We start from the raw sequence: 23,861 nt of genomic DNA on the forward strand, positions 1-23,861 counted from the left end.
GATTTTGCCGAAGTTCAGGCAGGGAATCTCATCCACGCTTGGCACATCCACGCTTGGCACATCTGTTCTTGGCGCGTCTGTTCTTGCCACGGCTGTTCTTGGCGCGTCTGTTCTTGCCACGGCTGTTCTTGGCGCGTCTGTTTCCGGCTCGAATCCGTTCCGGCTGCGGTGTTTATTGCAGTGTGACAGGCGGCGCGGGTAGATCGTGCGGGTCAAGTACTGTCAAGTGGGGGAATTTTGCGCTGCGCCCGTCCCCGGAGGAGTGTCCCCGCGCGTGGCGTTTAATCCAGGGTACCAGGTGGTTTTTGACCCATTCCCGGTTCTGGCTAAACGTCCACTTGGTGATGCCCTCGTCCCTGAACACTTGGTCATACTCGGGGTAGCACGGTTCGAGCCCCAGCGCCCGTAACGCGTGGTTCATCATAAGCTCGTGGCCTATTGGTTTGAGGTGGAAACGGTCGGGTGCCCACGGGTTCATGGTGTGAATCGGGCGCAGACCCCACTGGTCGAGCACGTAGCACCCGTGACGCTGGGCGATAGACCAAATGTTGGCGTTGAATTCAGCGGTGGCGGGGCGCATCGAGGAAATAATGGGGGAGCCTTTGGAATCCTGTATTGTGCCCAGCAACACGTCGGCACCGGTTTCACGTGCGGAAACCACCATGGATTCTACCAGGCGTGACAGGTGGTCGGGGTCTCGGGGCACCCGCACCAGGTCGTTGCCGCCGCCGACGATGGAGATTAGCGCCGGGCGCATCTCCAGAGCCGTGGCCATCTGTTCGGCGGCTATTTGGGGCAGTTTCCGTCCGCGTATCGCCAGGTTGGCGTATTTTAGCGGTGTCAGGCCGGCTGCCATTCGCCGTCGGGATAGTTCCCAGGCCAGGCGGTCGGCCCAGCCGAACATGAGGTTATCGGGATTTTCGGGGTTGGCTGAGTCCATCATTCCTTCGGTGAAAGAATCTCCGATGGCCACGTAGCTGTCCCACTTAGCCAGCTTTTCCAGGGCGTCGCCCTGTGGCTTGCTTGGTGTGTTTTTGCTCACGGTTCTCTCCTTGAAGTTACCTTTATTCTATAAGTTTCGTTCATGAGGTGCTGGCCGATTTCCTTGGCGTAACAGGGGATTCGCCCTGTAATTAGAGGCGGGTGTAGCTTGCAAAATATGTATCTTGGTATGCCATTTCTGGCGCTAAAAAGAACCATTTTCATATTCGTGAGAAAGAAGAATCATTATTATCTTTTATAATTTTGGTACGGATTTATATAATTCAGGAATGCCTAAATGGAGATTTGCGCAAGAAGAAAACATAGCTGATATTAAGGAGGAATCCGCCATTGACTGTGAAGCCGCCGGGAAAAAGAAAGTCCGTATTGTTGCGCTGTTGGGGCCGGCTTTCGTGGCTGCGGTGGCCTATGTTGACCCGGGGAATGTCGCGGCTAATATTACCGCCGGGGCGCGCTACGGCTACCTACTCGTTTGGGTCTTGGTGCTGGCGAACCTTATGGCAGTGCTGGTGCAATACGAGTCAGCAAAGCTCGGCATCGTCACCGGACGATCCCTGCCGGAGCTACTCGGGGATAAGCTGCCCAAACCGTGGCGGATTGCGTTTTGGCTCCAAGCGGAAGTCGTCGCCGCCGCCACAGACCTGGCTGAAGTCATTGGCGGCGCCATCGCCCTATATCTCTTGTTCGGTGTTCCTCTCTTCTGGGGAGGAGTCATCACCGGTGTTGTCTCGCTAATCTTACTGCTGGCACAAAACCGCAATGGCCAGATTGTTTTTGAACGTTTGGTGATTGGCTTGCTGCTGATTATTACTCTGGGTTTTGTGTCCGGTTTGCTGTTTAGCCCACCGGATTGGGGTGGAGTATTGGGTGGCATGGTACCGCGTTTCCGTGGCAGTGAGACCATTGTGGTGGCGGCCTCGATGTTGGGTGCTACCGTGATGCCTCACGCGATTTATCTGCATTCTTCCCTGGTCAAGGATCGTCATGGGGTGGGGCACAGTGACAGTAAAATCAAGGTTTTGCTGCAAGCCTCCAAATTTGACGTGGTGTGGGCTTTGTTGATTGCAGGTTGCGTGAATATCGCTTTGCTGTTGTTGGCGGCTTCGGCGCTGCCGGGTAAAGAAGGCACCGACACTATCGAAGGAGCCTACGGGGCTATCCTGGGCACGTTTGGTACCGGGGTGGCCACGGTTTTCGCTATTGGGCTCTTGGCTTCCGGTTTGGCTTCTACTTCGGTGGGTGCCTATGCGGGTTCGGAGATCATGGCTGGTTTGTTGCATATTTATGTACCCCTGTGGGTGCGGCGTATCGTGACCCTGATTCCGGCTTTGGCGATTTTGGCTCTGGGTAGCGAACCTACCTGGTCGCTGGTGATTTCCCAGGTGGTGTTGTCGGTGGGGATTCCCCTGGCTCTGGTGCCGCTGATTGTGTTCACGCGTTCCCGGAAGGTGATGGGCAAGTGGCGCGACCCGTGGTGGCTGTTTGTAGTTACAATCATTGTCGCGGCATTGATTATCGCCTTGAACTTGGCGTTAGTTGCGATGGGACAGTTCTAGTTGAACTGTCTGAATCTAAATATGGCCGGGAGGGGCACAGGGAGATATTCTCCTGTCGTTCCTTCCATTTTAGTTTCGGGTTTCATGAGGTGCTAGTCGGGAATCACCGCGATTTTCACGCCCACCCGTTGGTTCATGGCTTCGTAGGCTTCGGCCACACGAGAGAGCGGGAATTCGTGGGTAACAATCTCGGCAACGTTAATAGCTCCCGACTCTAACAAAGCGATGGCGCGTTTCACATCGCGACGTCTGGCATTGGATCCCCCGGTTACTTGCAGTTCCTTGTAGTGAATCAGATTCGGTTCCATCACCGCGCTCGACCCTTTGGGGAAGCCTGCAAAAAAGTTCACGCGCCCCCCGATTGCGGCCAGTTCTAGGGCAGATTGCGCCAGTTCAGACGCTCCGATGCACACGACTACTACGTCGGCTCCCGCTCCGGCGGTGGCGGCCTTGACTTGGGGATTCAATTCTTCGGGAGCCACCCCGACTGCACCCAAACGGTCGGCCACGGCGCGTCGCCCTTCGGAACGGTTGGATACATAAACGCGTCTTGCTCCGCAAGCCAGTGCCAGCTGGGCGTGAAGCAGTCCGATGGGGCCGGCACCTAGCACAGCAACGACATCGCCAGGTTTCACCTGGAAGTGGTCTAAAGCGTTGAGGCAGCACGAAATTGGTTCAGCCAGACACAGTGCTTTGGGGGAAAGCTCCTGGTTGGTGGTAATCAGATTGCCCCTCATGACAGCGCGACGTGGCACCACCAGGTATTCTTGTAACCCGCCGTCTATTGCATAGCCGAATAGTTCCAGGTGGGAGCATAAATGTTCCCGGTCGTGCAGGCAGTTTTGACACCGTCCGCACGACACCACAATCGAGACCGTGGCTTGTTGACCGAGCGTCAAACCCGGTTGAATCGCGTCCACGCCTTCGCCGATGTCCACGATTCGGCCAGCAAACTCATGACCGGGCACCACCCCGTAACGCACCCCGGCGGTTTTAGCGCCGGTGAACAAGCGATAGTCCGTGCCGCAAAGAGTGTTGGCTTCGACTTTCAAGACGACTTCGCCAGGTCCGGCGTGCGGCTTTGTTTTTTCACAAAGTTCCAGTTCATGAGGTGCTTGCAGCGTGGCGGCTAACATTTCCATTTGCTCCTTTTGGCGCCCCGATGGGGCGCATTTCTTAGTTCTGTCCAGCTTCCTTTTCTGGCTTAGCTCACAGAAATACCGTGACCTCGCCCATCATCATGGCGAAAGACGTGGCTCCCGGGTCGGGGGTGCCGATGGAATCTGTGCCATGGTTGTGTGCCCGGCCTTTCGCTGCTGCGAACGCGGCGGTTTTAGCGGCGCTTTCCGTCGCTTTCTGGGTGGCGTTTTGCCAGGACATCGCCAGATTTTCTGGATTTTCGGTCGCGAGAGCATCTGCGAAGGGCTCGGCGGCATCAACTATGGTTTTATCTCCCACCTTAGCATCGCCCATGGTGCTGAAGGAACGTGCTCCGGCAACAGCGGCGGCAATAATGGCAGCCTTGTCGGCAGTTTCGGTGTCGCTCAGCAGCGAGGCGGTTTTCGCTAGTGCCCCGCCCCACAGTGCCCCGGCGGTTCCTCCCGCGCCTTCTGACCAGGCGGCAGCAGCGTGCGCCAGGGTGGTGCGTAGGCCGGCACCGGCCGCGACGCAAGTACGTGCGGCGGTGGCGGCAGCGGTGGTACCTAAAACCATACCCTGTCCATGGTCGCCATCCCCGGCTACCGCGTCCATCTTGCCCAGCTCGGCCTCGGCGGCGCGAGCCCTTTTCTCGAAGGCGTCCAGGACTGCTGCTACTATTTTGGCTTGGGCGGTGGATTCCTGTGGCATGTGTCGGCGTTGAGCAAGCTCACGGCGAATTCGGTGTTCAATGGCCATTTTATAGGCAAAGATTTGCTGTTCTTTTTAATCCAAGTAATTCACGTAATTAGATAAATCTTTGACTGTGGAAATCACCAGTCCGACCAGGATTACCAAGAAGGCTGACTGTATGTTCCGCTTGTGCTTCCGATTTGTGGTGGCTGCACAAAATCGGGGAATGCCTGACAACTATTATCTCAAGGTTAAGAGGCTCTTCGCTTTTAGGGTTGTAGTTGTTTTTTGAATCCTCGGGTTTCGAGGAGGCTGCGAATGCGGCAGTGGGGGTGTCCGGTTTTCTGGCATACGAGTAACAGGTGACAGCTAATAACCCGGCGGGTAAGAAGCAGATACGCTAGGGTGGGAAGAGTGGAAATCCAATACCGAGACAAACTGTTGCCGAATCAAGCCCAGGCGCTGGTTCATGAGTTGCTAGTCCATGCTTTTGGCCCCGAAGAACTGGGCGAGCCAGCCGCGCTGATAGCTGAGCTGCAAAACGCCGATATGTTCACTTTTTCGGCCTGGGACGGGGTAAAGCCCCTGGGAGCGTCCATATCGTGGCAAGCAACTCATGAAGTCGTCCTATTCAGCTGGCTGGCCGTCAGCCCCGCCACGCGCGGACACGGCGTGGGCACGAAACTGATTCGCGACACTATTGATTACTGGGAATCCCGGCCTGAAATCAAACTGATTCTGGGGGAAATCGAGGATCCCAACCGCCACGTTGGCTCCGCCGCACATGGCGACCCCAAACGGCGCTGGGCACTCTACCAGCGCATCGGCGCGAAATACTTGGATTTCCCCTTTGAAATGCCCCGGCTCAGCCCGCAGGTACCCGTGGGCGAGGACATGTGGCTGATTAGTTTCGGCGGCAGCGCCCACCCGGCAATCAACCCGGAAACCGGCAACCTGCAGGGACTCGGCCTGGGGCGGCCGTTGCGCGACTTCCTGCGGGCTTACGTGGAAAACAGTGGGGAATCACGAGGCGCCAGCGGAAAATACCGCGCTCCGATAGAACGGATGTTGGCGGCGGCCGCGAGCTTAGACTAGATGCGACATAAACCGGACGCTAACGCTGGTATTGTCCCGGCCAGGAAAGAGAGTTGTGAAAAATGTCTGAATTTCTATTGGCGCCAGCCAACAGTAAAGCTGTTATCACCGGCGAAAACTGGCGAATCACGGTGCTGACACCCTGTCTGTTGCGGTTGGAGTGGAACGAGAACAACGAATTTTCCGATGCGCAAACCCAGGTTGTGACGAACCGGGATTTTCCGGTGCCACAGTTTACGATGCGACGCCACGGGAATGGCCTTAGCCTTAGTACGGAAGCCTTGCTGCTGGAGTATGACGGCCAGCCGTTTTCAGCTCATGGCCTGTCTGTAAAGCTCAAGAGTAAGGCCGGGGTGGTCTATGGTTCCCAATGGCACTTTGGCCAGGAAACCCCACTGGATTCACATTTTGGTAATTTGGGTGGCACCGCTCGCACCTTGGATATGGCAGATGGTGAAATTCCCTTGGAACCGGGATTGATTTCTCGCACGGGTTTCGCGCTGGTGGATGATTCGCGAAGTCTAGGCATCACGGCTGATGCTTGGGTGGCGCCACGTCCCCGCGGTTGGGATTTGTATTTCTTCGGTTATGGCAATGATTTTCATCGCACCCTAGCCGATTACTTTGCCCTAACCGGGGCTTCCCCGCTGATTCCACGTTTCGCGTTGGGGAACTGGTGGAGCCGCTATTGGCGTTACAGCGAAACAGAGTACTTGCAACTCATGGATCGGTTCCGCAGCGCGGACGTGCCACTGTCCGTGGCGGTTTTGGATATGGATTGGCACCTGGTTGATATCGACCCCAGTATCGGCTCGGGGTGGACGGGCTACACCTGGAACCGGGAGCTGTTCTCGAATCCGCCGGAGTTTTTGCGCCAGCTTCACGAAAGGCAGCTGGCGGTGACGCTTAATGTTCATCCGGCGGATGGCATTAGGCGCCATGAGCAGCAATACCGGGAAGTAGCGAAATACCTCGGTCAAAATCCCGACACCGGGGAGCCAGTGGATTTCAATATCGCCAGCCAGCGTTTCCTGGCAGCATATTTCAACTTGGTACACCACCCCCTAGAGGATGAAGGCGTCGATTTTTGGTGGATTGACTGGCAGCAAGGGGTAACCTCGGCGCAAGCCGGCCTCGACCCGTTGTGGATGCTGAATTTCCGGCACTACCGGGATGCCCAGCGCCAAATTCCGGGCCGCGAATTCAAGCAACCCCTGATTCTGTCCCGCTACAGTGGTCCGGGGTCGCATCGCTTTCCGTTGGGTTTTTCTGGCGATACTTTCAACACCTGGGAATCCTTGGATTTTCAACCTTTCTTCACGGCAACTGCTGCGAATATTGGTTATTTCTGGTGGAGCCACGACATCGGGGGTCACGGGTTTTCGGAGCGCGATTTCGAGCTTTCCACCCGGTGGTTACAGTTTGGCGTGTTCTCGCCCATCAACCGGCTGCACTCTACGATGTCGCCCTTCCTCAGCAAGGAACCCTGGGCTTTCCCCCAGCCGTATTGCGCGGTTCAAAAGGACTATTTGCGGCTGCGTCACGCCCTGATTCCGTATCTTTTCACCCAGATGTGGCGTTCTCACCGTGATTCGGTGGCACCCATCCGCCCGATTTATCACGACTACCCCGACCGGTGGGAATCCTATAAGTACCGCAACTCGTATTTTTATGGCGATTTACTAGTGGCTCCGATTACCAGCCCGGCGGATTCCAAGTTGCACTTGGCTAAAGCCACAGCCTGGATTCCGTCGGGAACGTGGCATGATTTGTTTACGGGTTATGTTTATCACGGCGCGGCGGTACAGAGTTTTTATCGGCCTTTAAATCAGATTCCGGTCTTGGTTCCGGAGGGGAAAATTATCCCGATGGCACCGCCCCAGATAGCAGCAGCGCCACATCCACACACCCTGAACTTGTGGGTTTACTTGGATGCCACCAACCAGGCTCAGGGGCACCTGACCGAGGAAGTGGGGAATATGTTTTCCGGGGATACCCCGGCAGATATCGAGTTTCACGCGACTTTCCACGACGGGACACTGGACTTGCGGTTTTCTGCGGAGGGCTTGCCGGCCGAGTTCGCCACCAGGGATATTGTGGTTTACTTGCCGCAGTTGGCCGGGGAGGGTGGGGTCGCGCCCGCGTTGTCACGAGAGGTTTTTTCTCAGTTGCCGCTGTGCTACCGAGTCGAGTCGGTGAATCTCACGGAGGGCACGATTTCTCTGTATAACCTGCACCGCTGGGCGCCAGCGCCCCAGGAGGCGGTTTTCACGCTGCTTGATGGTGCGGAAGGCAAGATTGCAGATAAAGAAATTGCCTGGAATTTAGTGCAGCGCCATTCGGGAAACGGCTGGCGCGACCCGCTGGCATTTAGTGGCGAGTTAGCTTCGGAATCGATAGCCCAGACTCTAAAGGATGCCCTGTTGGAATGTGTTTTGGGTACTTTGAATCGGGGGTAAAGCTCGGGATTTTCCCAGTCATTCGCCGGGGGATAGGATATCTTTAGCATATTAATGATTGCTTGTAAACAGACCTAAGTCTCTTCGCTTTGCGGCGAAATCTCGATAGGATTTTTCACATAATTGCTGGTGAAGCCCAAAAATGGTGAATCCAGACGCAGTCCAAAGAAAGTCCAAAGGAGGAATATATGTCTTATCGCATGATTTTAAACCAAACCGCACACTTCGGCCGTGGTACTATAAAGCTGTTGCCCGAGGAACTTAAGAAGCGTGGCTATAAAAAGGCTTTGCTTATTACGGATCCGATTCTGTTGAAAACCGGCACTGCCAAGAAAGTTACGGATATCTTGGATGCGGCCGGTTTTCCGTATGAAGTGTTTTCAGATGTAGCACCCAATCCGCCAGTGGAAAATGTCAAGGCGGGGGTAAAAGCTTGCGCCGATGCGGGAGCGGATGTGCTGTTGGGGCTGGGCGGTGGCTCGCCCCAAGATACCGCCAAGGCGGTAGGTATAATCACCACCAACCCGGAGTTCGCCGATGTACTTTCCCTGGAGGGCGTGGCGGACACCAAGAAACCCGCCCTGCCGATTATCGGGATTCCCACCACCGCCGGAACTGCTTCCGAGACAACCATTAACTACGTGATTACCGATGTGGCCAACAAACGTAAATTCGTGTGTGTCGACCCGCATGATATTCCGATTATGGCGATTGTGGATCCGGATCTCATGGATTCCATGCCACGGGCTTTAAAGGTTTCCACCGGTTTGGATGCCTTGACCCACGCCATCGAGGGCTACATTACCCCCGGGGCTTGGGAACTTTCCGATGCGGTCCACCTGACTTCGATTCGGATGATTGCCGAAAACCTGCGTAAATCCGCTGATGGTGACCGGGAGGCTGGCGAGAAAATGGCCTATGCCAGCTATATTGCTGGTATCGGGTACTCCAACGTGGGTTTGGGTTTGGTTCACGGCATGGCACACCCGCTGGGTGGCCGCTACGGGGCTCCGCACGGGGTGGCTAACGGGATTCTGTTGCCCTCGGTGATGCGTTACAACGCTGATTTTACTGGGGAAAAATACCGGGCGATTGCTCACGCTTTTGGGGTGAACGATGCCTACACCATGTCCTTGGAGGACGCGCGCAAAGCGGCTTGCGACAAGGTTTTGGCTTTGGTCGTGGATTTGGGTAACCCCACCAAGATTTCCGAGGTCGGGGTGGATGAATCCGGCTTGGATGCTTTGGCGCAAGACGCGTTTAACGATGTGTGTACGCCGGGTAACCCGCGTAAGGCTACGCTGGAGGAAATCCGCGCGCTCTACGCGGCTTTGCTCTAGGCTCGCTTTGCCGTCTTCGGTGCGTTTTAGTTTTTTGGTTTCATGAGGTGCCAGTATCGTAACTGGCACCTCATGAAGCTGTGAATTTCCAACAATAAGCAAAAGTGACCGAATGCTAAACGGATGCCCGGAGGGAGTGTCCCTCCGGGCATCTTCGCGGTTGAAACCTAGAATCACTTGCCGGTACTATCCGGAACCGTAAAGGCCGACGAGAGTGGCTCCAGGTGCAGTTTGCCGTCCTTGACCGTGTCGTCTTTGTTCATGGCCTTGACCAGTCGGTGGCCTTTCGGCAGGGCGATTTCCTGGGGTTCCTTGCCCAGATTGTGGAAGATTACCGCCTCGCTAGTCTTGGCATTGAGGTTATCCGCAGCGGTTTTCTGGGAATCGGGCGAGCCAGTCGAGTCGGTCGAGAGCTGAGCCTTGGGGTCGGCGACCGCCCGATAGGCCATCACCGCCGGATTGTCATTCTTCCAGGCCTTGAAATCGGCGTACTGCAAGAAGGGGAACTCGTTGCGCACCGCCACGAGTTGCGAAATGTAGTTATACAGTGAATCCTTATCGGCCTGCGCTTGTGCCACTGTGGTGGTGACCTGTTTCTTCGGGTCATAATCAGTGTTTTCTGGGTTCTTAACCTTGGTGCTCTTATCCCACGGCATGAAAGTACGCTTGTTTTCATCACGTCCGGAACCTTTGAGCCCGACTTCCTCGCCGTAATAGATATAGGGGCGCCCCGGCAGCCAGAGGTAAATCGCCTCGGCCAGTTTGTTCTTTTCCAAGTTGGGAAAGAACCCGGCCGAACGCCCCTGGTCGTGGTTCGATAAATATATGGCATCAAGAGCCTGGGGATTCAGTTTGCGAATCTCCGGTTCATACTGGCTGAGATATTTGACCAGGTTCGTGGCATCGCCCTTGTTTACGGCCTTGACAATCTCGCCACCGCCATCGCTAAGGTCAAAGTTAAACAGGGAATCCAAGCCACTCGCATAGTAAGGGGCAACTGTGGACTTACCCGCCCAGACTTCCGCCACCAGGTAGGCATCGGGTTTGATACTGCGGCACATCTGGGTGTACCACTTCAGGAATTCGATGTTGGCCTGGTTATTGGTGCCAAAGTAGTGCAGGGCGGCATCCAGGCGGAAACCCGCCACGCCCATATTCAGATAGAACTTTGCGATTTTGGTCAGTTCTTCGCGTACTTTTGGATTGTCCAGATTCAGGTCAGGCATATTCTCGGTGAAAGCCGACTCGTAGTACAGGTTTGAGCCGATTTTGGTGGATTTCCGAATGGGTTTTTCCCCGAAATTGTAGTAGCTCGCGTAGCCGTCCAGCTTACCGTTTTTAGCCTCGGCCAGGGCTTTTTTGAACCACGGGTGGTTCGAAGATGAGTGGTTAATCACCATATCCATAATGATTTTGATGCCCTTGGCTTTGGCGGCTCGAATCAGGGCGCGGAAATCATCCATCGTGCCATAGACTGGGTCAATCTTCATGTAGTCATCCACGTCATATTTGTGGTACGAGTGTGAAGGGTGAATCGGCATCAGCCACAGGTATTCAACCCCGAGTTTCTGCAGGTAAGGCAGTTTTTCTTTGATACCGTTGAGGTCGCCAACCTGGTCGCCGTCGCTGTCATGAAAAGAAGCCACGTAGATCTCATATGTTACCCCCGAGCGGGTGCTGATTTCCGCAGAATCCGGTGGAACCGCCCCGCCCGAGGCTCCTAGTTGGCACCCCGCCAGCGCTAGCGATAAAGCAAATAAAACCCCAGCCAGTTTCTTCATGGTTCCTCCCAGTTCTTTATCCCAATTTTAGCCTGATTTGGGATGGCACCTCATGAAATTTAGCGGAAAATAACGGTGCGGGTGCCGCCCTGCAACGCGGTGTTCGGCGTGCCACTTGACGGCGCGGGCGAGGACACGGCGTTCGACATCTTGGCCTTATTTTTGCATGGTGGCGGAGTATCCTGTTGTACTCTCCGCCATAAACGTGCATGTCAGGAGGATTTATACTGACGGAGAGCTGGCGCGAGAGGCAACTATTCGGAGATACCGAATAGTTCAAATCTAGGCTAGTTGGCAGAGTAGCGGTGACGTAGTTGATGGTAGCGTCAAACAGTTTCACGCCCCGATTCTGGGCTTGACTGACAAATCTCTTAGTTTTGGTTGGGAGTTGTGGTTGCTTTGTTACCGATGTTGTTGCAGTTCATTCGTGGTTCATGAGGTGAATGTCGGCAATCCAGGAAACATTTCATCAAAAAGCTTGATGTCATAGTTTTAATAGGATAGGCTATACCCACCAAAATCCAGTCACTATACCTTGCCAAGACGGCGTCAACAGCCCGTTGCAGATAAACCATACCCACAGCATGGCATCTAAAGTACAAATCGCATGACGGGAACGGTACAAATCGCACGGTTGTGCGGTTTTGGTTTGGCTTTCGGGTTTTCCCGCGTCGCGTTTTTGCCTTGCGATAGTTTCCTTTCATGAGGCGCTTTTCGATTCATGAGGCGCTGGCCGGGATTCCGGCAAGCCCCTCATGAAACCTAGCGGAAGATGACGGTGCGGGTGCCGCCTTGCAGAATGTGGTGATTGGTATCATAGCCTGGTTTTGTGTGTGGGTGTGTGTGGTTGCTATGTTGCCAGGTGTTGCCGCAGCTCAAGTGAAATTTATGAGGTGCTTGTTGTCAACTCTGGAAATATTTCATCAAAAAGCATGATGCCAGAATTTTAATGAGATAGATTAGACTTACCTAAATCCTGTCACTGTCAGAAAGGAAAGACGATGTTGTCTAAAAAGGGATTGGTTGTGGGGATTTTTTCCGCAGCATTAGTACTGAACCTGGGTGTTGCACCTGGGGTAGCGTTAGGGAAGTCTGCGTCGGTTGACGATTTGACTACAGGTACGGATTCAATCGTAGAAGAGCTAGTGCAATTGAATCCAGGATCCACAAAAGCAGAGGTTATTGCTCAGGCCAGGCACGTAACGATTGAAACAGGTGAAGCGGCCAGCGAAGTGTTGTCCCAGCAACTAGCAGAAGCGAAGGCCTCGGCTGCAGAGGCTGCGCGCGACGGCGACGTGATGCTGCGCGGTGGAGGGCAAAAAAAGGAGTCGTTTATCATAGGTGGTGCGAAGCATAAAGGTGATGTTTTTTACGCACCTGCAACTACATTAGGATACGAGCATGGACATAGTGGCCTCTATTATGATACAAATACCATTATTGAGGCACCTGGGCTGAATAGATATTCCCACGCTATTTCTGCAAGTAAAGTTCGTGTGCCAAAAGGTACGCATTTGCAGTATGTGGATGTTTCTCGGGCAAGTCGCAATAAAGCTGCAGATATAGCGTATCATTTTATGTTAAATAAACCGTATAATACGCTTTTCGCTAGTAACAAAGTCGTCTATTCCGATAAATATAATTGCTCTCAGCTAGTATGGGCTGCCTATAAGGCAGGGCCTGGAATAGACTTAGATGGAAACGGGGGTTCGGGAGTTTATCCAGTTAATATTTTGAACTCTGGCTGGACTATAACTTACTACATCTATGGTGGGTAATACATGCAAAGATTGTATACGATTTATGTCGCTGCTGTGACGCTGCTGTTAGTACTACCATTAGCTGGTTGTGGTGTTGATAGTAGCGTCACTGCTGTGCCTCAAAATAAACTGCACCTGACTGATGATTATGTACTAGCCGCTCGTTTCAGTCCGCAGTTACATGATATAGGTCGAGGAGCGGCGGAAGGGTATGTGTTGCTGGCGCGGGAAGATGGGGTGGCTGACATTGTAAACGTGGGTTACATGGACAACGGGCAGCTCGTTTGGAGTGACGAAGGCTTGTTTTTTGGCGGGATGACAGTTGAATATCATCTTGATAACAAAGGATTAAAGAGCTACCCACGTGGTGCCGATGAAGAATTTGAAACATCAAGGTTTCCGGGAACAAAAGAAAACAAGTATATTTCAATTTATAATGTGGGAATACTCCCGGATGGATTTGCTAATAGAGTGGTAACTGGCATCGGAAAACAGCTTAGACACTGGGAAGTACCTGGCTTGCTTACCTCAATTGCAAAATGTGACGATGGTGTGGTTGCAATGGCGCAAGGTAAAGAACTTAATTCTGTAACACGTAGCATCTTGCGTAATCCTAATAACTCAACAGTATTACTTAAACTTTACCCTAAGCCGCAAGATTTGGCAGCTAGCGTCTTAGGTGAAATTGAGAATGATGAATCCTATGAATATTCACAGTATATGGAGCAGGCTCCCTGTGTGAATGGATTTATGTATACCTTGGCTACTAGAAAGCCTGTTGACTACTCTAATGAGGGAACACAAGTTCTGCGTGAATGGAATATTTACGATGGTAGTTATAGAGAATTTCCGCTTGTTTTAGAAGATGGGAAACCGGCACACGTTAAAGGCAATGATATTGAAGCACTCGATGGAGGGTTGAGCTTAGATAAAAAAACTTACTACTGGGTATCTTGGAAGGATGGAAAGCTTCGTTCAGTTGATTTGACTACTCGTGTAGTCAAAGAAGTTTTGACACTAAAATTATCGCAGTTTGACGGTAATATGCGGTGTATAGTTGCTGGAAATTTTTTATTTGTGTTGGACGAATTCCCTAAAAGTGACCGGTTGCGATTCTCGCGCTATAACATTAAAACCGGTGAAAAAACTGATTACTTTGATATTAAAGGTATCCTAAAAGTAGATAAAAACCGAATGTTTCGAAACGAACTTAGGGGTATTGCTATTAATCCAAACTGGTTGAAGAAGCATACCTTGCCACAAGATTGAGCATTACAGCTTGTAGCTGATTGTAGCTGTGAGCTTCATGGGGTTGGCCGCAAGTTATTGACGGTCTGGCTGTGTGTTAAGCGTCAGGCCGTATAGATTTTGTCACGTCGGCCAATTGAGAAGACCTCAATCGTGATGGCATCATCATGAATGAGTGCGAGGATCCTGTAGGCGCCGACTCGGTATCGCCATTCGCCGGAGTCGTTGGCAGTGAGCCCTTTACCAAATGCTCGAGGATTGGTGCAGGCATCGAGATTATTTTTAATCCATTCGGCGAGGATGCGGGCGTCGAATCGATTCATTTTCTTGAGCTGCCTGCGGGCTCTAGATGTGAGTTCGACGCGGTATCCGCTGGAAGGGGATGGCAACGTCACAGTTCCTCGAGGATTTCGTCGATGCTAATTCTCTGGCCGTCGTCTGCAGCGATTGCCGCTCGCAACTCGTGAAGGTCGTAGGAATCCTCGATTTTCTCTAAAATCGCGGTGCGGGCGAAATCAGAAATCGTGACACCTTCAAAATTGGCCAATTTGCGTACCAGAGTTGCGTCTTCGTCAGACATGCGTATGGTCATCGTGCTCATTTCCGCTCCCTTCAAAACTGTGAATACATTGTATTCAGGGAATCCTCGGTCTGGCAAGAGCACTTTCTGCTGGCTGTGGACTCTACGCGGCGTTGCTATGGTTCGCTCGTTGCGGTTTTATTGTCGATTCATGAGGTGCTGGTCGGGATTCAGGCTGGCCCCTCATGAAACCTAGCGGAAGATGACGGTGCGGGTGCCGTTTAGCAACACGCGGTGTTCGGCGTGCCATTTGACGGCTTGGGCGAGGACACGGCGTTCGACGTCTTGGCCTTGTTTCTGCATGGCGGCGGTGGTGAGCGTGTGGTCGACGCGGGCGACATCTTGTTCGATAATCGGGCCTTCATCCAGGTCAGCGGTGACATAGTGAGCAGTGGCACCAATCAGTTTCACGCCCCTCTCGTGGGCTTGGGCGTAGGGGCGGGCTCCTTTGAAAGACGGCAGGAAAGAATGGTGAATATTAATAATCCGCCCGCCCATTTTCTGGCAGAGCTTATCGGAGAGTATCTGCATATATCGCGCGAGCACGACCAGTTCGATTTTTTCGGCTTCTACCAGGTCGAGCAGGCGCTGTTCCGCCTGGGGTTTGTTGTCTTTGGTGACTGGTACCAGGATGAAGGGTACTTGGTAGAAGGTGGCGATGGGGGAGAGGTCGGGGTGGTTACCCACCACCGCGCGCACGTCAATCGGCAGCGCATTGTCGCGCACGCGATAGAGCAGGTCGGACAGGCAGTGGCCTTCTTTGGAGACCATGATTACGGTGCGCAGTGGCCGCCCAATTTCGTCCAGGCTCCAGTTCATGTCATAGGTTTGGGCGAGTTCCTGGACGCGGGTTTCCACGGTTTCTCGGCTGGGCACATCCATGGACACGCGCATGAAGAACAGCCCCGTGTCGGGGTCGCCGAACTGGGCGGATTGCAGGATATTCCCGCCCGCCTCGCTAACCAGGCCAGACACGGCGTGCACAATGCCGGGTTTATCGGGGCAAGACAGGGTCAGCACCAGTCGCTGGTCACCGTCGGTCAAGTTTTCCATCGCGTTTTCTATCATGCCCCCAGCATACCGCGTGGCCTGAGGGTATCTTGACAGGGCGGGTGGGTCGAGTGCGTTTTCCGTTTGTGGTTCGGGGTTCATGAGGTGCTGGTCGGAATCAAGGCCAGATTTACATGTTGGGAAGCGGTAGATAGTGGTGGAACTAACTAAACGGTCTTGACCTGCGAGTATTTCGGGGGTGTTGAGTTTCTCTGGAAAATACTGCTAAAAATCCTCAGGTTTGCTGATTCTTTGCCGATGGGGGGATAAAGGAACCCACAAACTGATTTTAAGGAAACTGTGATGTCAATTTTTCGTAAATTTGCCGCAGGAGTAGCTACGATTGCTGTTGGTGCGATGATGGCTGGAACCGCTGTCGCCGCCGGTGGGAGCTGGGATGGCGAACAAAGGCACTATAACGTATATTCGACATACGATGAGGTTGTTAGTTCACAGTTTTTCATGCCACCTCCCCGCGTTGATCGCTTCGATATGGCGACCAGTGTCTACGCCACGGTTACTGCCTACGACCAATCAAACAAAGAGCAGGTGCGTTTGTGCTACACAGAACCGTATGGAACAAAAATTGTCGCCTGCACTCTATATAAGGAAATTGATGGATTTCTTCCTATTCAAGGGATTGGAAATTTCCAGGTTGTCGGTCCAAATGCTGAGCAAATAAATGGCGGCATCTACAACAATGTTTCCGCTAAAGGGAGTTTCACCATTCAACACATGTTCCCCAAAGGACCGTCGCGTCCGTTGATTAGTGACGGTGGGGTTGATTCTCTAGTAGTTTCGTATTAAGAGCACTGGTTTAAGCATAAGGAGTGTGGAGTCATGGATGCGGGTTTGGTTAATGGTCTCGGTGCTGGTGTTGCTGGGTCTTTGCCTCGGAGGCCTGTGGGTGAGGCCAGGGGGTCTGCTTCGGTTTCGGATGCTGGTACGGCTGTTAGTCGTGGCCAGAGTCCAATAGTGGACATGGTGGAGATTACTGGTGTCAAGCCCGCATCCGGCTCTACGTCGGCGGTGTTTGATCCCACGGCTGTTGATGGGCCTTTTGAACAGAAGCATATAGGTGGCGTGCTCGCCACGAGCTCAGCTATCGACGGCTACAATGGCTGGGAGACCATGCTTAAACATTTGTTTGGCATCCAAAACGGTGGGGATAAATCAGATATACCGGTTATTCCGAGCTTTAATTGGGGTGGGCATGGGCCTTATAGCGTGGAAGGTGGATATACTCCTGGTCACAGGTTTACACAAGAGGAACGTAATCTGATTGCCAATATGTACGTCTATGCCCACGACCACGGCATGAGCGAAATGGCGGTATCACACTACACATCCGCCGCATACTCACCTGCTTTACCTTATAATGTTGAGGATTTTGACTATGCGTGGATAGCCCCAGATAATCCGGCTGATCGTATAGATCATCGTGTCCTTGAGGGTCGGGCGGCGATGGTGGAGTATTTTCGTCGAGGGACGATAAAACCCCCTCGGTGGTTTAATCAGCCGGAGGAGGCGGCGCAGACGGTTGTGGAGACTTTGTCTTCGGCGGCGTTGAATGACAATCTTATTCCTAAAAACTGGATTGTGAATGCTGCTGGTGATGATTGTTGGGGGTATAACGGGAGTAATACTATTAAGGATTATAAGGATGTGCAGGCTTTAGTTTATGCGTATTCGCCTCATCATTCTGATGGGAAGCCTTCAGAGCTGGGGGTGCAGTCTGCGGAGGCGCAGCGGTATATTGCCTGGCGTGAGGCTAATTTCAGTCAGGTTCGTTCGATGATAGCCGAGGCGAAGCAACCCGCCGCTACGCCTGTTCCGGGGGCTCCGGCAGGTGCTGGAAACCAGGGCAATGTGGATGGCCCGAAGGCTTATTTTGAGAAATATTCCTCGCGGATTGAGGGGCTGGTGGCCGCTTTGGATGATTCGCAGAAGGCTACTTTGGGTGAGTTGTATAACTTGGCTGGTAAGAAGGGTGGGGAGCAGGCCTTGCAGAAGGTTGATGCCCTGGCTAAGGCGATGGTTACCGCGAATTTCATGGAAATCATGCTCTTGCCTGGTCGGGATAAGGATGGGAAGAAAACCACAAATCTCCTGGATATGCTGGTGTGGACTAAGGATTTTCCTGACCAGTCTAAGGTTTTGCAGGCTGTGATAGCTAAGAAGACTCAGGATAGCCAGCCCATCACCCCAATCCTGGAAAAACCGATGACTTTGAAGCTAGCAGGCAAAACACTAGCCACACCAGGAGTCACTGAAACCCCCACCAAAACCAAGGAAACCAAAGAAACCAACAAACCAACCCAACCCAACAACACATCCACGCACTAAAGATACTCTGTATGTGTTGCAATCTAATTCATTGTGAGGGCTAGACCATGACTCGGGTCAAATCCAGGGCGGAGACGGGGGAGAAGTCCGGGCGACTCGGTTCGTGGCGGTCAGCAATCTCCGCCGTGATGGCGGCAATCTGGGCGCCGTTATCGGTGCAGAACTTGAGCGGTGGAATTCGCAAAGTCACGCCAATCTCCGGGCAAGCTTCGGCCAACCAGGAGCGCAGCCGAGAATTCGCGGAATACCCCCCGCCCACGACCAGGGTTTTCGCGCCAGTGTCCTGCAAAGCCTTTAGGGTTTTTGACACCAGGGAATCGTTGATGGACTCCGAAAATCCTTTGCAGATGTCGGCCACTGGCAACCAGGGCTTACCCTCGCGGGTGGCCTGGTAGTCCTCGGTGAATTCGGGGTGAGAGCGGGCTTCCGGGCTGGCCTCTAATGAAGCGATATAACGCGCCACGGCGGTTTTCAACCCGGAAAACGAAAAATCATAGGGGTGCGACTTGGCGTATTTCGCGCCCGACAGTCCGCGCGGAAAATCAATTGCGCCAAGCGTCCCCTGCTGGGACATCCGATCCACGTTCGGCCCACCCGGATAGGGCAGACCCAGAATGCGCCCCACCTTGTCAAAAGCCTCGCCCGAAGCATCGTCCAGGGTACCACCCAGTTCCCGAATCCCGCCGGGTGCGGCAAAATCCTCGATATACAGCAGGTTCGTGTGCCCCCCGCTAACCACCAGGCCGACCGCCGGCAGTTTCAGCATCTCCTCACTGGCCAGCTGGTCAACCGCCAGGTGCCCAATCACGTGATTCACCCCGTAAAGTGGCTTGCCCAAAGCCAGTGCCAACGCTTTCGCCCCCGCGATACCCACTGCCAGCGAACCAATCAAGCCCGGCCCGCCGGAAACCCCGATACGGTCAATGTCCTCGAGTTTGACGCCAGCCTGTTCCAGAGCACTGGTGACCACCGGCAGGAATGACTCCAGGTGCGCCCGCGAGGCAATTTCCGGGATAATCCCGCCGTAGCGCGCGTACTGATCCATCGAAGTCGCCACCACGTTCGCTATCAGTTTCGTCTTGCCCGCCACCAGCGCCGCGCCGGTTTCGTCACAGGTCGATTCAATTCCAAGGGTCAGGGTTTCACCGTTAATCACGCCCTCAATCATACCCCCTCTGATTACCCCTGGCAGAAACGAGTGAAGATATTGGATTTGCGGTAAAAAACCCGGTTTTGGGTCAAATTTTCACTTATTTTTGCCACTATGTTGGCTGCGGGGTGGGGTTCATGAGATGCTATCCGGGATTCGACGTGCCAAGATAGCCCGGTGCTTGCCGGCAATCCGGGTGGCAAGCAAGGTCAAATCTTCGCCTTCAGGATTTGGTTTCGCCAAAATCTTTTTCCGCAAATGCGCCGGGCTAATATCCGCGCCACGTTTTTTGACTTCCAGGCTGCGTACTCCCAGCGCCTTGAGTGTTTTCTTCAAAGCCTTTTCATCCAGGGCACAGACCCGTTCAATCCTGAAATACGTCCCCAGTTTCATGGTGGCCGCTAATGAGGCGTCCCGCAAAGCCTCGTCTTGGTCGCAGCCGGTTTTGCCCGGGATGGCACCTAATGAACCGCTACCCGTGAGATAAGCGATACCGGGGGAGACCAGCCGCGCTCCGGCCAACTCTGCCGCGCGCGCCACCAAACCGGCGCGGATAATCGCCGCGTCCGGCTCGAAAATCCAGGCTCCCAAGTCGTCTTCCGACTTGAGAGTGTCGGCCGCGCGCACTGGCGCATTCGCCTTGCCGGAATCACTCGGGTCACGCAAGGCCGCGCGCACATGTCCGTCAGCGCCAATCAGCAAAGCACTCCGCCCGGGTTTTTCGCGTAAATCCCCCAACCAGATACCGGCCTCAACCAGGTCGCCGCCCACCGAAACCCAGGTTACTTCCGCATCGGCGGGAAGCTCCTGGTAGTCGATGCCCGGGGCTACCTTTACGCCCAGATTTTCACCTGGCACCTCGTGACGCCAAGCCAAAACCGTGTCGAGTGGCGGCTTCCAATGTTTGGGCTTGAGCTTGCGGCCGTGCTTGTCGCGGCGCGCCGGGTCGGCGAAAGCCCCGTCCACCCCGGCTTTGCGCAGTTTTTTCCAGTTGAGTTTGGTGATATCCGCCTGGGTCACCTTGGCCTCGGGGAAGGCGCGCAGATTCAGCAGGGCAGCGGCAGCGGTAGTCTCGTCTATCTCGAAGGCCTCTACCAGCAGCCCGACCCCCGCGAAAGCCAGCGATTCCGCGCCTATCCCGCAACCCAGGTCGGCGACCTTTTGGCAGCCCGCCCGGCGGAAACGCGCGGCATGGTGGGCGGCCACCGGCAGACGAGTGGCCTGTTCCAGCCCGTCGCGGGTCAGCAGCATCGCATCCGCAAAGCCACCAAACTTGGCGCGGGCTTCATCCCGCAGTTCCAGCTGGGTCAAAATCGCTACCACCAGTTCGGGGTCAACCCCACGCTTACGCAGACCCTGGTTGAGTTTGTCGGCCAGTTGCGGGGAATAAGACCCGAGTTTCCCCAGGCCTTCTAGCATTTGGAAACCCTCCGGGGTTAAAACCGGTTGCAAGGCGTTTTGAGTCATAGGACTATCCTACGGCGTTTTGGGACTCGGAGCTTTACGCGATGGCTACCTAACTTATTCCCGGATGCCGGCCTTGACTGCGGTGATAGCCAGTTCCCCGCGGGTGGCGCAACCGGTGTGTTCCAGGATGTCGGAAACATATGACCTGACGGTGGAATCTTTCAACCGCAATTTCCGGGCGATATTCTTATTCGCCAAGGCTTGCAGCAAAAGGCGAAATGTGGGTCGCAAATGTTCCGGCAGACTATCCACGGCGGCAATGAAGCCACGGTATTGTTCGCGGTCTTGCTGCGTTTGTGCATAGTTTTCGGTGAGTATCTGGATAGGCCGTGTTCCCATGACTTGCTGGCCGTTGTGGGCTTTGCGGATTAGTTCTGCAAGTTCCGCAGCGGGAATATCTTTAGTCAAAAATCCGCGCACTCCGGCACCGAGGGCTTGTCCCAGGGATTCAACGTGTTCGAATACGGTCAGCATCACAATAGTGATATCGGGATATTCAAGCTTGAGTTTACGCGCGGCTTCGATGCCACTCATGACCGGCATATCCACATCTAGCAACACCAAGTCGACGGGGTGTGCTTGCAATTGCGTAAAGACTTCCTGACCGTTTTCGGCAGTGGCTACTACCCGCAGCCCGTCTTGGGAATCTAAAAGGCTGGACAGGCCGTCGCGAATAATCTGGTCATCATCGGCAATGAGGATTTTGATTTCGGTATTGCTATTCATGAGGTGCCATTTCTTTTCGTCAATATCGGGGATTCCGGCTTTCCTTAAGGGGTATCGGGCTTCGAGTTGGCCGGGAGGGTGATATAAACCACCCAGCGTTTACTAAGGTGGGTGATTTCCATGGTACCCCCTTCGTCGCTGATTCGGCGGGAAAGATTATTTAGCCCAAACCCACTGGATATTGCGGGCGACTGCGGGGTGGGCGCGATTTCGTTGCTGATTGATATAGTCAGTGCTCCAGGCTGGGCTTCGGTGTCAACCACCAGGTCGGCGTGTGTTTCCACCGGGGCGTATTTCAAAATATTTGCACCGCATTCCCGCAAAGCCAGCGCGCCCGTTTGCGCTTGTTGCCGGGTAAGAGTGCCATCCACATTGGGCGAGGATGTGGTGTCGAGGGTAATATTCCGGGTTTTCAACATGGCGGTAACCTGTTGGATTACCGCGCTCAATTTCGTGTCGGTGGCAGCGGTGTCTATGCAAAGTATCATGGGTTGGAGTCGCTGGGAGGCGCTGGTAGCCGCGTCCACCAGGGGCCGGATTTCGGGGGCAAGTTCGGGGTGAGCCTTGGAGAAATCCTGAGCGAGAATCGTAACGTGAGCGAGGTCTTTCGCAATCGTGTCGTGGAGCTGTTGGGCGAGTTCATGGCGAGTTCGCGCGGCGGCCTCTTTAGCCTGGAGTCTCTTGGCTGCGAAGTTTTGATAGAGTTTGCGCAGCGTAAAGCCGAGAACCAGCACGAGGACGGTATTTACATAGGAAGCAAATATCTGCTGGTCGGGATAGTCGGTCACGGCCACCGAGATGACGTAGTCCAGAATCAGTAGGGTAATGGCGGGGATAATCCAGGAACGTACCAGCCACACGATTAACAGCACACTGAGACAGAGGCTGACAGCCCGAAAATCCCCCAGGAGTCTAAACGCGTTGCACAGCAGGTAAGACGCAATGAAAACAAATTCAAAAATCTGGTAACGAACCGCTACAATGAATAACAAAGCCAATCCAGAAGAAAGATGGAAAGACAAAAATTCATATCCAAATAAATCCTGATCGTTTTCAGCAAAGAAGGCTTCAATCAAGATAACCAGAAGTGAGGAGAGAAGAATCGCTGTACGCTTTGTTGACTGTAAGGACTCATAGTGTGGAAATAAATATTTTAACAGCTTGTTGGAAGTATCAACTTTTTTTTGATTCACCATAAGTATCTCCGGAAAAGAATATTCAGGATATGTTTTGCGAGCTGTGAGGGTGGTGCGGTCAGATGCGTATTCCAGTCGCACCACCCATGTTGTTACTGTCTAGTTATTGAAACGTAATATGGAACCAACACGCCTGCTTGCTGGGCTTTATACATGATCCTGATTGCGACACCTTCTATACTATGTAAATCACCTTTACCGAAATCATAACGGTCGGTAATGGTAATATAAGAGCCTGTTCTAGCCCAATCGAAGCTGTGTATTGCGTAATACAAATCCTTTTGTATTACGCTATTTGCTGAGCGTGTGTTAGTAATTCGGCCGCAAGTATGTATTGTTGGGAAGCAAAGGCGGCTACTGCGGCGGCTACTGCAGGGGAATATACTGCGTCATATCTACCGCGTTCTGTAGAATTTGTTTTGTATTCCATATAATCGGTAAGTTGTTTTCTTACCTGATTAATTAATGCATCCAGTTGGACTTTTTCTGCTGGATTTAGGTTAGCGTGTTCTTGTTTTTCCTGGTAGTCCTTTATTAGTTTCGCAAGTTCTGTTTCCACAGAGGTTCCATTAGATGCGAGATTGTGTTCAATTTCTGAGATGTCAGAAATTAATTGCCTTGTCTCATCCGGTTGAGATGCAAATGCGCTTGTGGTGTTTATTCCGAGACAAAGTAACATTACCGAAAATGCGGATGTAGCTTTCTTTATATTAATCATCATTTTTCTCTTCTTTTAGTTGATATCTTGGTAGATTGCATATGTTTGTTCTGTCTTGTTGTAGATGATGACAGCCTTATCGTCATATAGGTGAACTGTTCGAAACGTAACGATAATGTCATCTGGAAGTAATACTTTGGGTGAAAGATTGTTCTTGACTCCTGTGATAATACTCCTTTCATAGTCGTTTAGTTTTCTTGTGGTAAATCTTTCTGGATCTAAATCGGTTCCTATGGTAGATTCTGGATGCTTTACCTTGATTAATAAAAACTTCCAGCCATCGCCCGGGAATCCGATGTTTGATTCATAGGATATAATTTTACATCTTGCTGGAAGATGCATCCCATAGGTATCTTCAAAGAAGCTGACTGGTGTGTCATATGCTCTTACTCCCAGAAATATGCCCACCACAATGACGACAAATGCACCCAAGATAGAAAAAGTTACTTTCGCGGTGTCTTTCATGCTAGTTCCTTCCATGTTATCTATCTTTTAGGGTTGGTCGTGATTGTTGTTTACTATGCTAGGGCATGGCCAGCGCCAAAGATAGGGATAAA

Annotated in this window: 21 protein-coding genes and 1 pseudogene; 8 read left to right on the top strand and 14 right to left on the bottom strand. The window is 53.0% G+C overall.

Features of this window, described 5'->3' with window-relative positions; translation table 11 throughout:
• Positions 1-172 precede the first annotated feature (172 nt).
• The gene (locus HMPREF0577_RS02350; protein WP_004012036.1) at positions 173-1,042 is read right to left on the bottom strand and encodes an SGNH/GDSL hydrolase family protein; all 870 of its coding nucleotides are present in this window, start codon (positions 1,040-1,042) and stop codon (positions 173-175) included.
• 229 nt (positions 1,043-1,271) lie between these two features.
• Between HMPREF0577_RS02350 and HMPREF0577_RS02355 the strand changes: the two genes are divergently transcribed.
• The gene (locus HMPREF0577_RS02355) at positions 1,272-2,558 is read left to right on the top strand and encodes an Nramp family divalent metal transporter (RefSeq protein ID WP_004012037.1); all 1,287 of its coding nucleotides are present in this window, start codon (positions 1,272-1,274) and stop codon (positions 2,556-2,558) included.
• Positions 2,559-2,650: 92 nt separating this feature from the next.
• Here the strand turns inward: HMPREF0577_RS02355 and HMPREF0577_RS02360 are convergent, their stop codons facing one another.
• Together HMPREF0577_RS02360 and HMPREF0577_RS02365 are read right to left on the bottom strand one after the other, a co-directional pair.
• The gene (locus HMPREF0577_RS02360; protein ID WP_004012038.1) at positions 2,651-3,700 is read right to left on the bottom strand and encodes an alcohol dehydrogenase catalytic domain-containing protein; all 1,050 of its coding nucleotides are present in this window, start codon (positions 3,698-3,700) and stop codon (positions 2,651-2,653) included.
• A 67-nt stretch (positions 3,701-3,767) separates the two neighbouring features.
• Positions 3,768-4,454, bottom strand: coding sequence for a DAK2 domain-containing protein (locus HMPREF0577_RS02365; protein WP_004012039.1), 687 nt, complete (start codon positions 4,452-4,454; stop codon positions 3,768-3,770).
• Positions 4,455-4,802: 348 nt separating this feature from the next.
• On the opposite strand from HMPREF0577_RS02365, the gene HMPREF0577_RS02370 reads away from it, so the two are divergent.
• The 3 genes from HMPREF0577_RS02370 to fucO all read left to right on the top strand — a co-directional run bounded on the left by HMPREF0577_RS02370 (position 4,803) and on the right by fucO (position 9,282).
• On the top strand, positions 4,803-5,483 hold the full coding sequence (locus tag HMPREF0577_RS02370; protein WP_004012041.1) for a GNAT family N-acetyltransferase: 681 nt from the start codon (positions 4,803-4,805) through the stop codon (positions 5,481-5,483).
• 62 nt (positions 5,484-5,545) lie between these two features.
• A complete protein-coding gene (locus HMPREF0577_RS02375) occupies positions 5,546-7,942 on the top strand; it encodes a glycoside hydrolase family 31 protein (RefSeq protein WP_004012042.1) in 2,397 nt (798 codons plus the stop codon).
• A gap of 188 nt (positions 7,943-8,130) precedes the next feature.
• Positions 8,131-9,282: a lactaldehyde reductase gene (gene fucO, locus HMPREF0577_RS02380; protein ID WP_004014460.1), complete on the top strand. Its 1,152-nt coding sequence runs from the start codon at positions 8,131-8,133 to the stop codon at positions 9,280-9,282.
• A gap of 173 nt (positions 9,283-9,455) precedes the next feature.
• Here fucO and HMPREF0577_RS02385 read toward each other — a convergent pair whose 3' ends face one another.
• On the bottom strand, positions 9,456-11,063 hold the full coding sequence (locus tag HMPREF0577_RS02385) for an alpha-amylase family glycosyl hydrolase (RefSeq protein WP_004012044.1): 1,608 nt from the start codon (positions 11,061-11,063) through the stop codon (positions 9,456-9,458).
• A 59-nt stretch (positions 11,064-11,122) separates the two neighbouring features.
• Positions 11,123-11,219, bottom strand: a pseudogene (gene purU / locus HMPREF0577_RS11780) (formyltetrahydrofolate deformylase); the annotation flags it as partial.
• A gap of 845 nt (positions 11,220-12,064) precedes the next feature.
• On the opposite strand from purU (HMPREF0577_RS11780), the gene HMPREF0577_RS02390 reads away from it, so the two are divergent.
• Together HMPREF0577_RS02390 and HMPREF0577_RS02395 are read left to right on the top strand one after the other, a co-directional pair.
• Positions 12,065-12,841, top strand: coding sequence for a YiiX/YebB-like N1pC/P60 family cysteine hydrolase (locus tag HMPREF0577_RS02390; protein ID WP_004012047.1), 777 nt, complete (start codon positions 12,065-12,067; stop codon positions 12,839-12,841).
• A gap of 36 nt (positions 12,842-12,877) precedes the next feature.
• Positions 12,878-14,092 carry a hypothetical protein gene (locus tag HMPREF0577_RS02395; protein ID WP_248613636.1) on the top strand — a complete coding sequence of 405 codons (1,215 nt, stop codon included), beginning with the start codon at positions 12,878-12,880 and terminating at the stop codon, positions 14,090-14,092.
• A gap of 83 nt (positions 14,093-14,175) precedes the next feature.
• Here the strand turns inward: HMPREF0577_RS02395 and HMPREF0577_RS02400 are convergent, their stop codons facing one another.
• From HMPREF0577_RS02400 to purU (HMPREF0577_RS02410), 3 genes are all read right to left on the bottom strand, one after another.
• Positions 14,176-14,460, bottom strand: a complete 285-nt coding sequence (locus tag HMPREF0577_RS02400; RefSeq protein ID WP_211579722.1) for a type II toxin-antitoxin system RelE family toxin — start codon at positions 14,458-14,460, stop codon at positions 14,176-14,178.
• A gap of 2 nt (positions 14,461-14,462) precedes the next feature.
• Positions 14,463-14,672, bottom strand: a complete 210-nt coding sequence (gene relB / locus HMPREF0577_RS02405) for a type II toxin-antitoxin system RelB family antitoxin (RefSeq protein ID WP_036342192.1) — start codon at positions 14,670-14,672, stop codon at positions 14,463-14,465.
• A 171-nt stretch (positions 14,673-14,843) separates the two neighbouring features.
• Positions 14,844-15,719, bottom strand: a complete 876-nt coding sequence (gene purU, locus HMPREF0577_RS02410) for a formyltetrahydrofolate deformylase (protein WP_169757630.1) — start codon at positions 15,717-15,719, stop codon at positions 14,844-14,846.
• Between the two features lie 285 nt (positions 15,720-16,004).
• Between purU (HMPREF0577_RS02410) and HMPREF0577_RS02415 the strand changes: the two genes are divergently transcribed.
• Positions 16,005-16,508, top strand: a complete 504-nt coding sequence (locus HMPREF0577_RS02415; protein WP_004012052.1) for a hypothetical protein — start codon at positions 16,005-16,007, stop codon at positions 16,506-16,508.
• Positions 16,509-16,682: 174 nt separating this feature from the next.
• Positions 16,683-18,047 (top strand): hypothetical protein, encoded by a 1,365-nt coding sequence (locus HMPREF0577_RS02420; RefSeq protein ID WP_248613637.1) that lies wholly within the window; start codon positions 16,683-16,685, stop codon positions 18,045-18,047.
• Between the two features lie 40 nt (positions 18,048-18,087).
• Here HMPREF0577_RS02420 and tsaD read toward each other — a convergent pair whose 3' ends face one another.
• The 6 genes from tsaD to HMPREF0577_RS02450 form a co-directional block, all read right to left on the bottom strand.
• The gene (gene tsaD / locus HMPREF0577_RS02425) at positions 18,088-19,215 is read right to left on the bottom strand and encodes a tRNA (adenosine(37)-N6)-threonylcarbamoyltransferase complex transferase subunit TsaD (RefSeq protein WP_004012054.1); all 1,128 of its coding nucleotides are present in this window, start codon (positions 19,213-19,215) and stop codon (positions 18,088-18,090) included.
• A gap of 117 nt (positions 19,216-19,332) precedes the next feature.
• A complete protein-coding gene (locus HMPREF0577_RS02430) occupies positions 19,333-20,664 on the bottom strand; it encodes a THUMP-like domain-containing protein (protein WP_004012055.1) in 1,332 nt (443 codons plus the stop codon).
• Positions 20,665-20,718: 54 nt separating this feature from the next.
• A complete protein-coding gene (locus tag HMPREF0577_RS02435; RefSeq protein WP_004012056.1) occupies positions 20,719-21,390 on the bottom strand; it encodes a response regulator transcription factor in 672 nt (223 codons plus the stop codon).
• A 44-nt stretch (positions 21,391-21,434) separates the two neighbouring features.
• On the bottom strand, positions 21,435-22,466 hold the full coding sequence (locus HMPREF0577_RS02440) for a sensor histidine kinase (RefSeq protein ID WP_248613638.1): 1,032 nt from the start codon (positions 22,464-22,466) through the stop codon (positions 21,435-21,437).
• A gap of 406 nt (positions 22,467-22,872) precedes the next feature.
• A complete protein-coding gene (locus HMPREF0577_RS02445; RefSeq protein WP_004012062.1) occupies positions 22,873-23,307 on the bottom strand; it encodes a hypothetical protein in 435 nt (144 codons plus the stop codon).
• A gap of 12 nt (positions 23,308-23,319) precedes the next feature.
• Complete coding sequence (locus HMPREF0577_RS02450; protein WP_244854304.1) at positions 23,320-23,769, bottom strand: hypothetical protein; 450 nt, start codon at positions 23,767-23,769, stop codon at positions 23,320-23,322.
• Positions 23,770-23,861: the final 92 nt, after the last annotated feature.

Source organism: Mobiluncus mulieris ATCC 35243, assembly GCF_000160615.1.
GTDB lineage: Bacteria > Actinomycetota > Actinomycetes > Actinomycetales > Actinomycetaceae > Mobiluncus > Mobiluncus mulieris.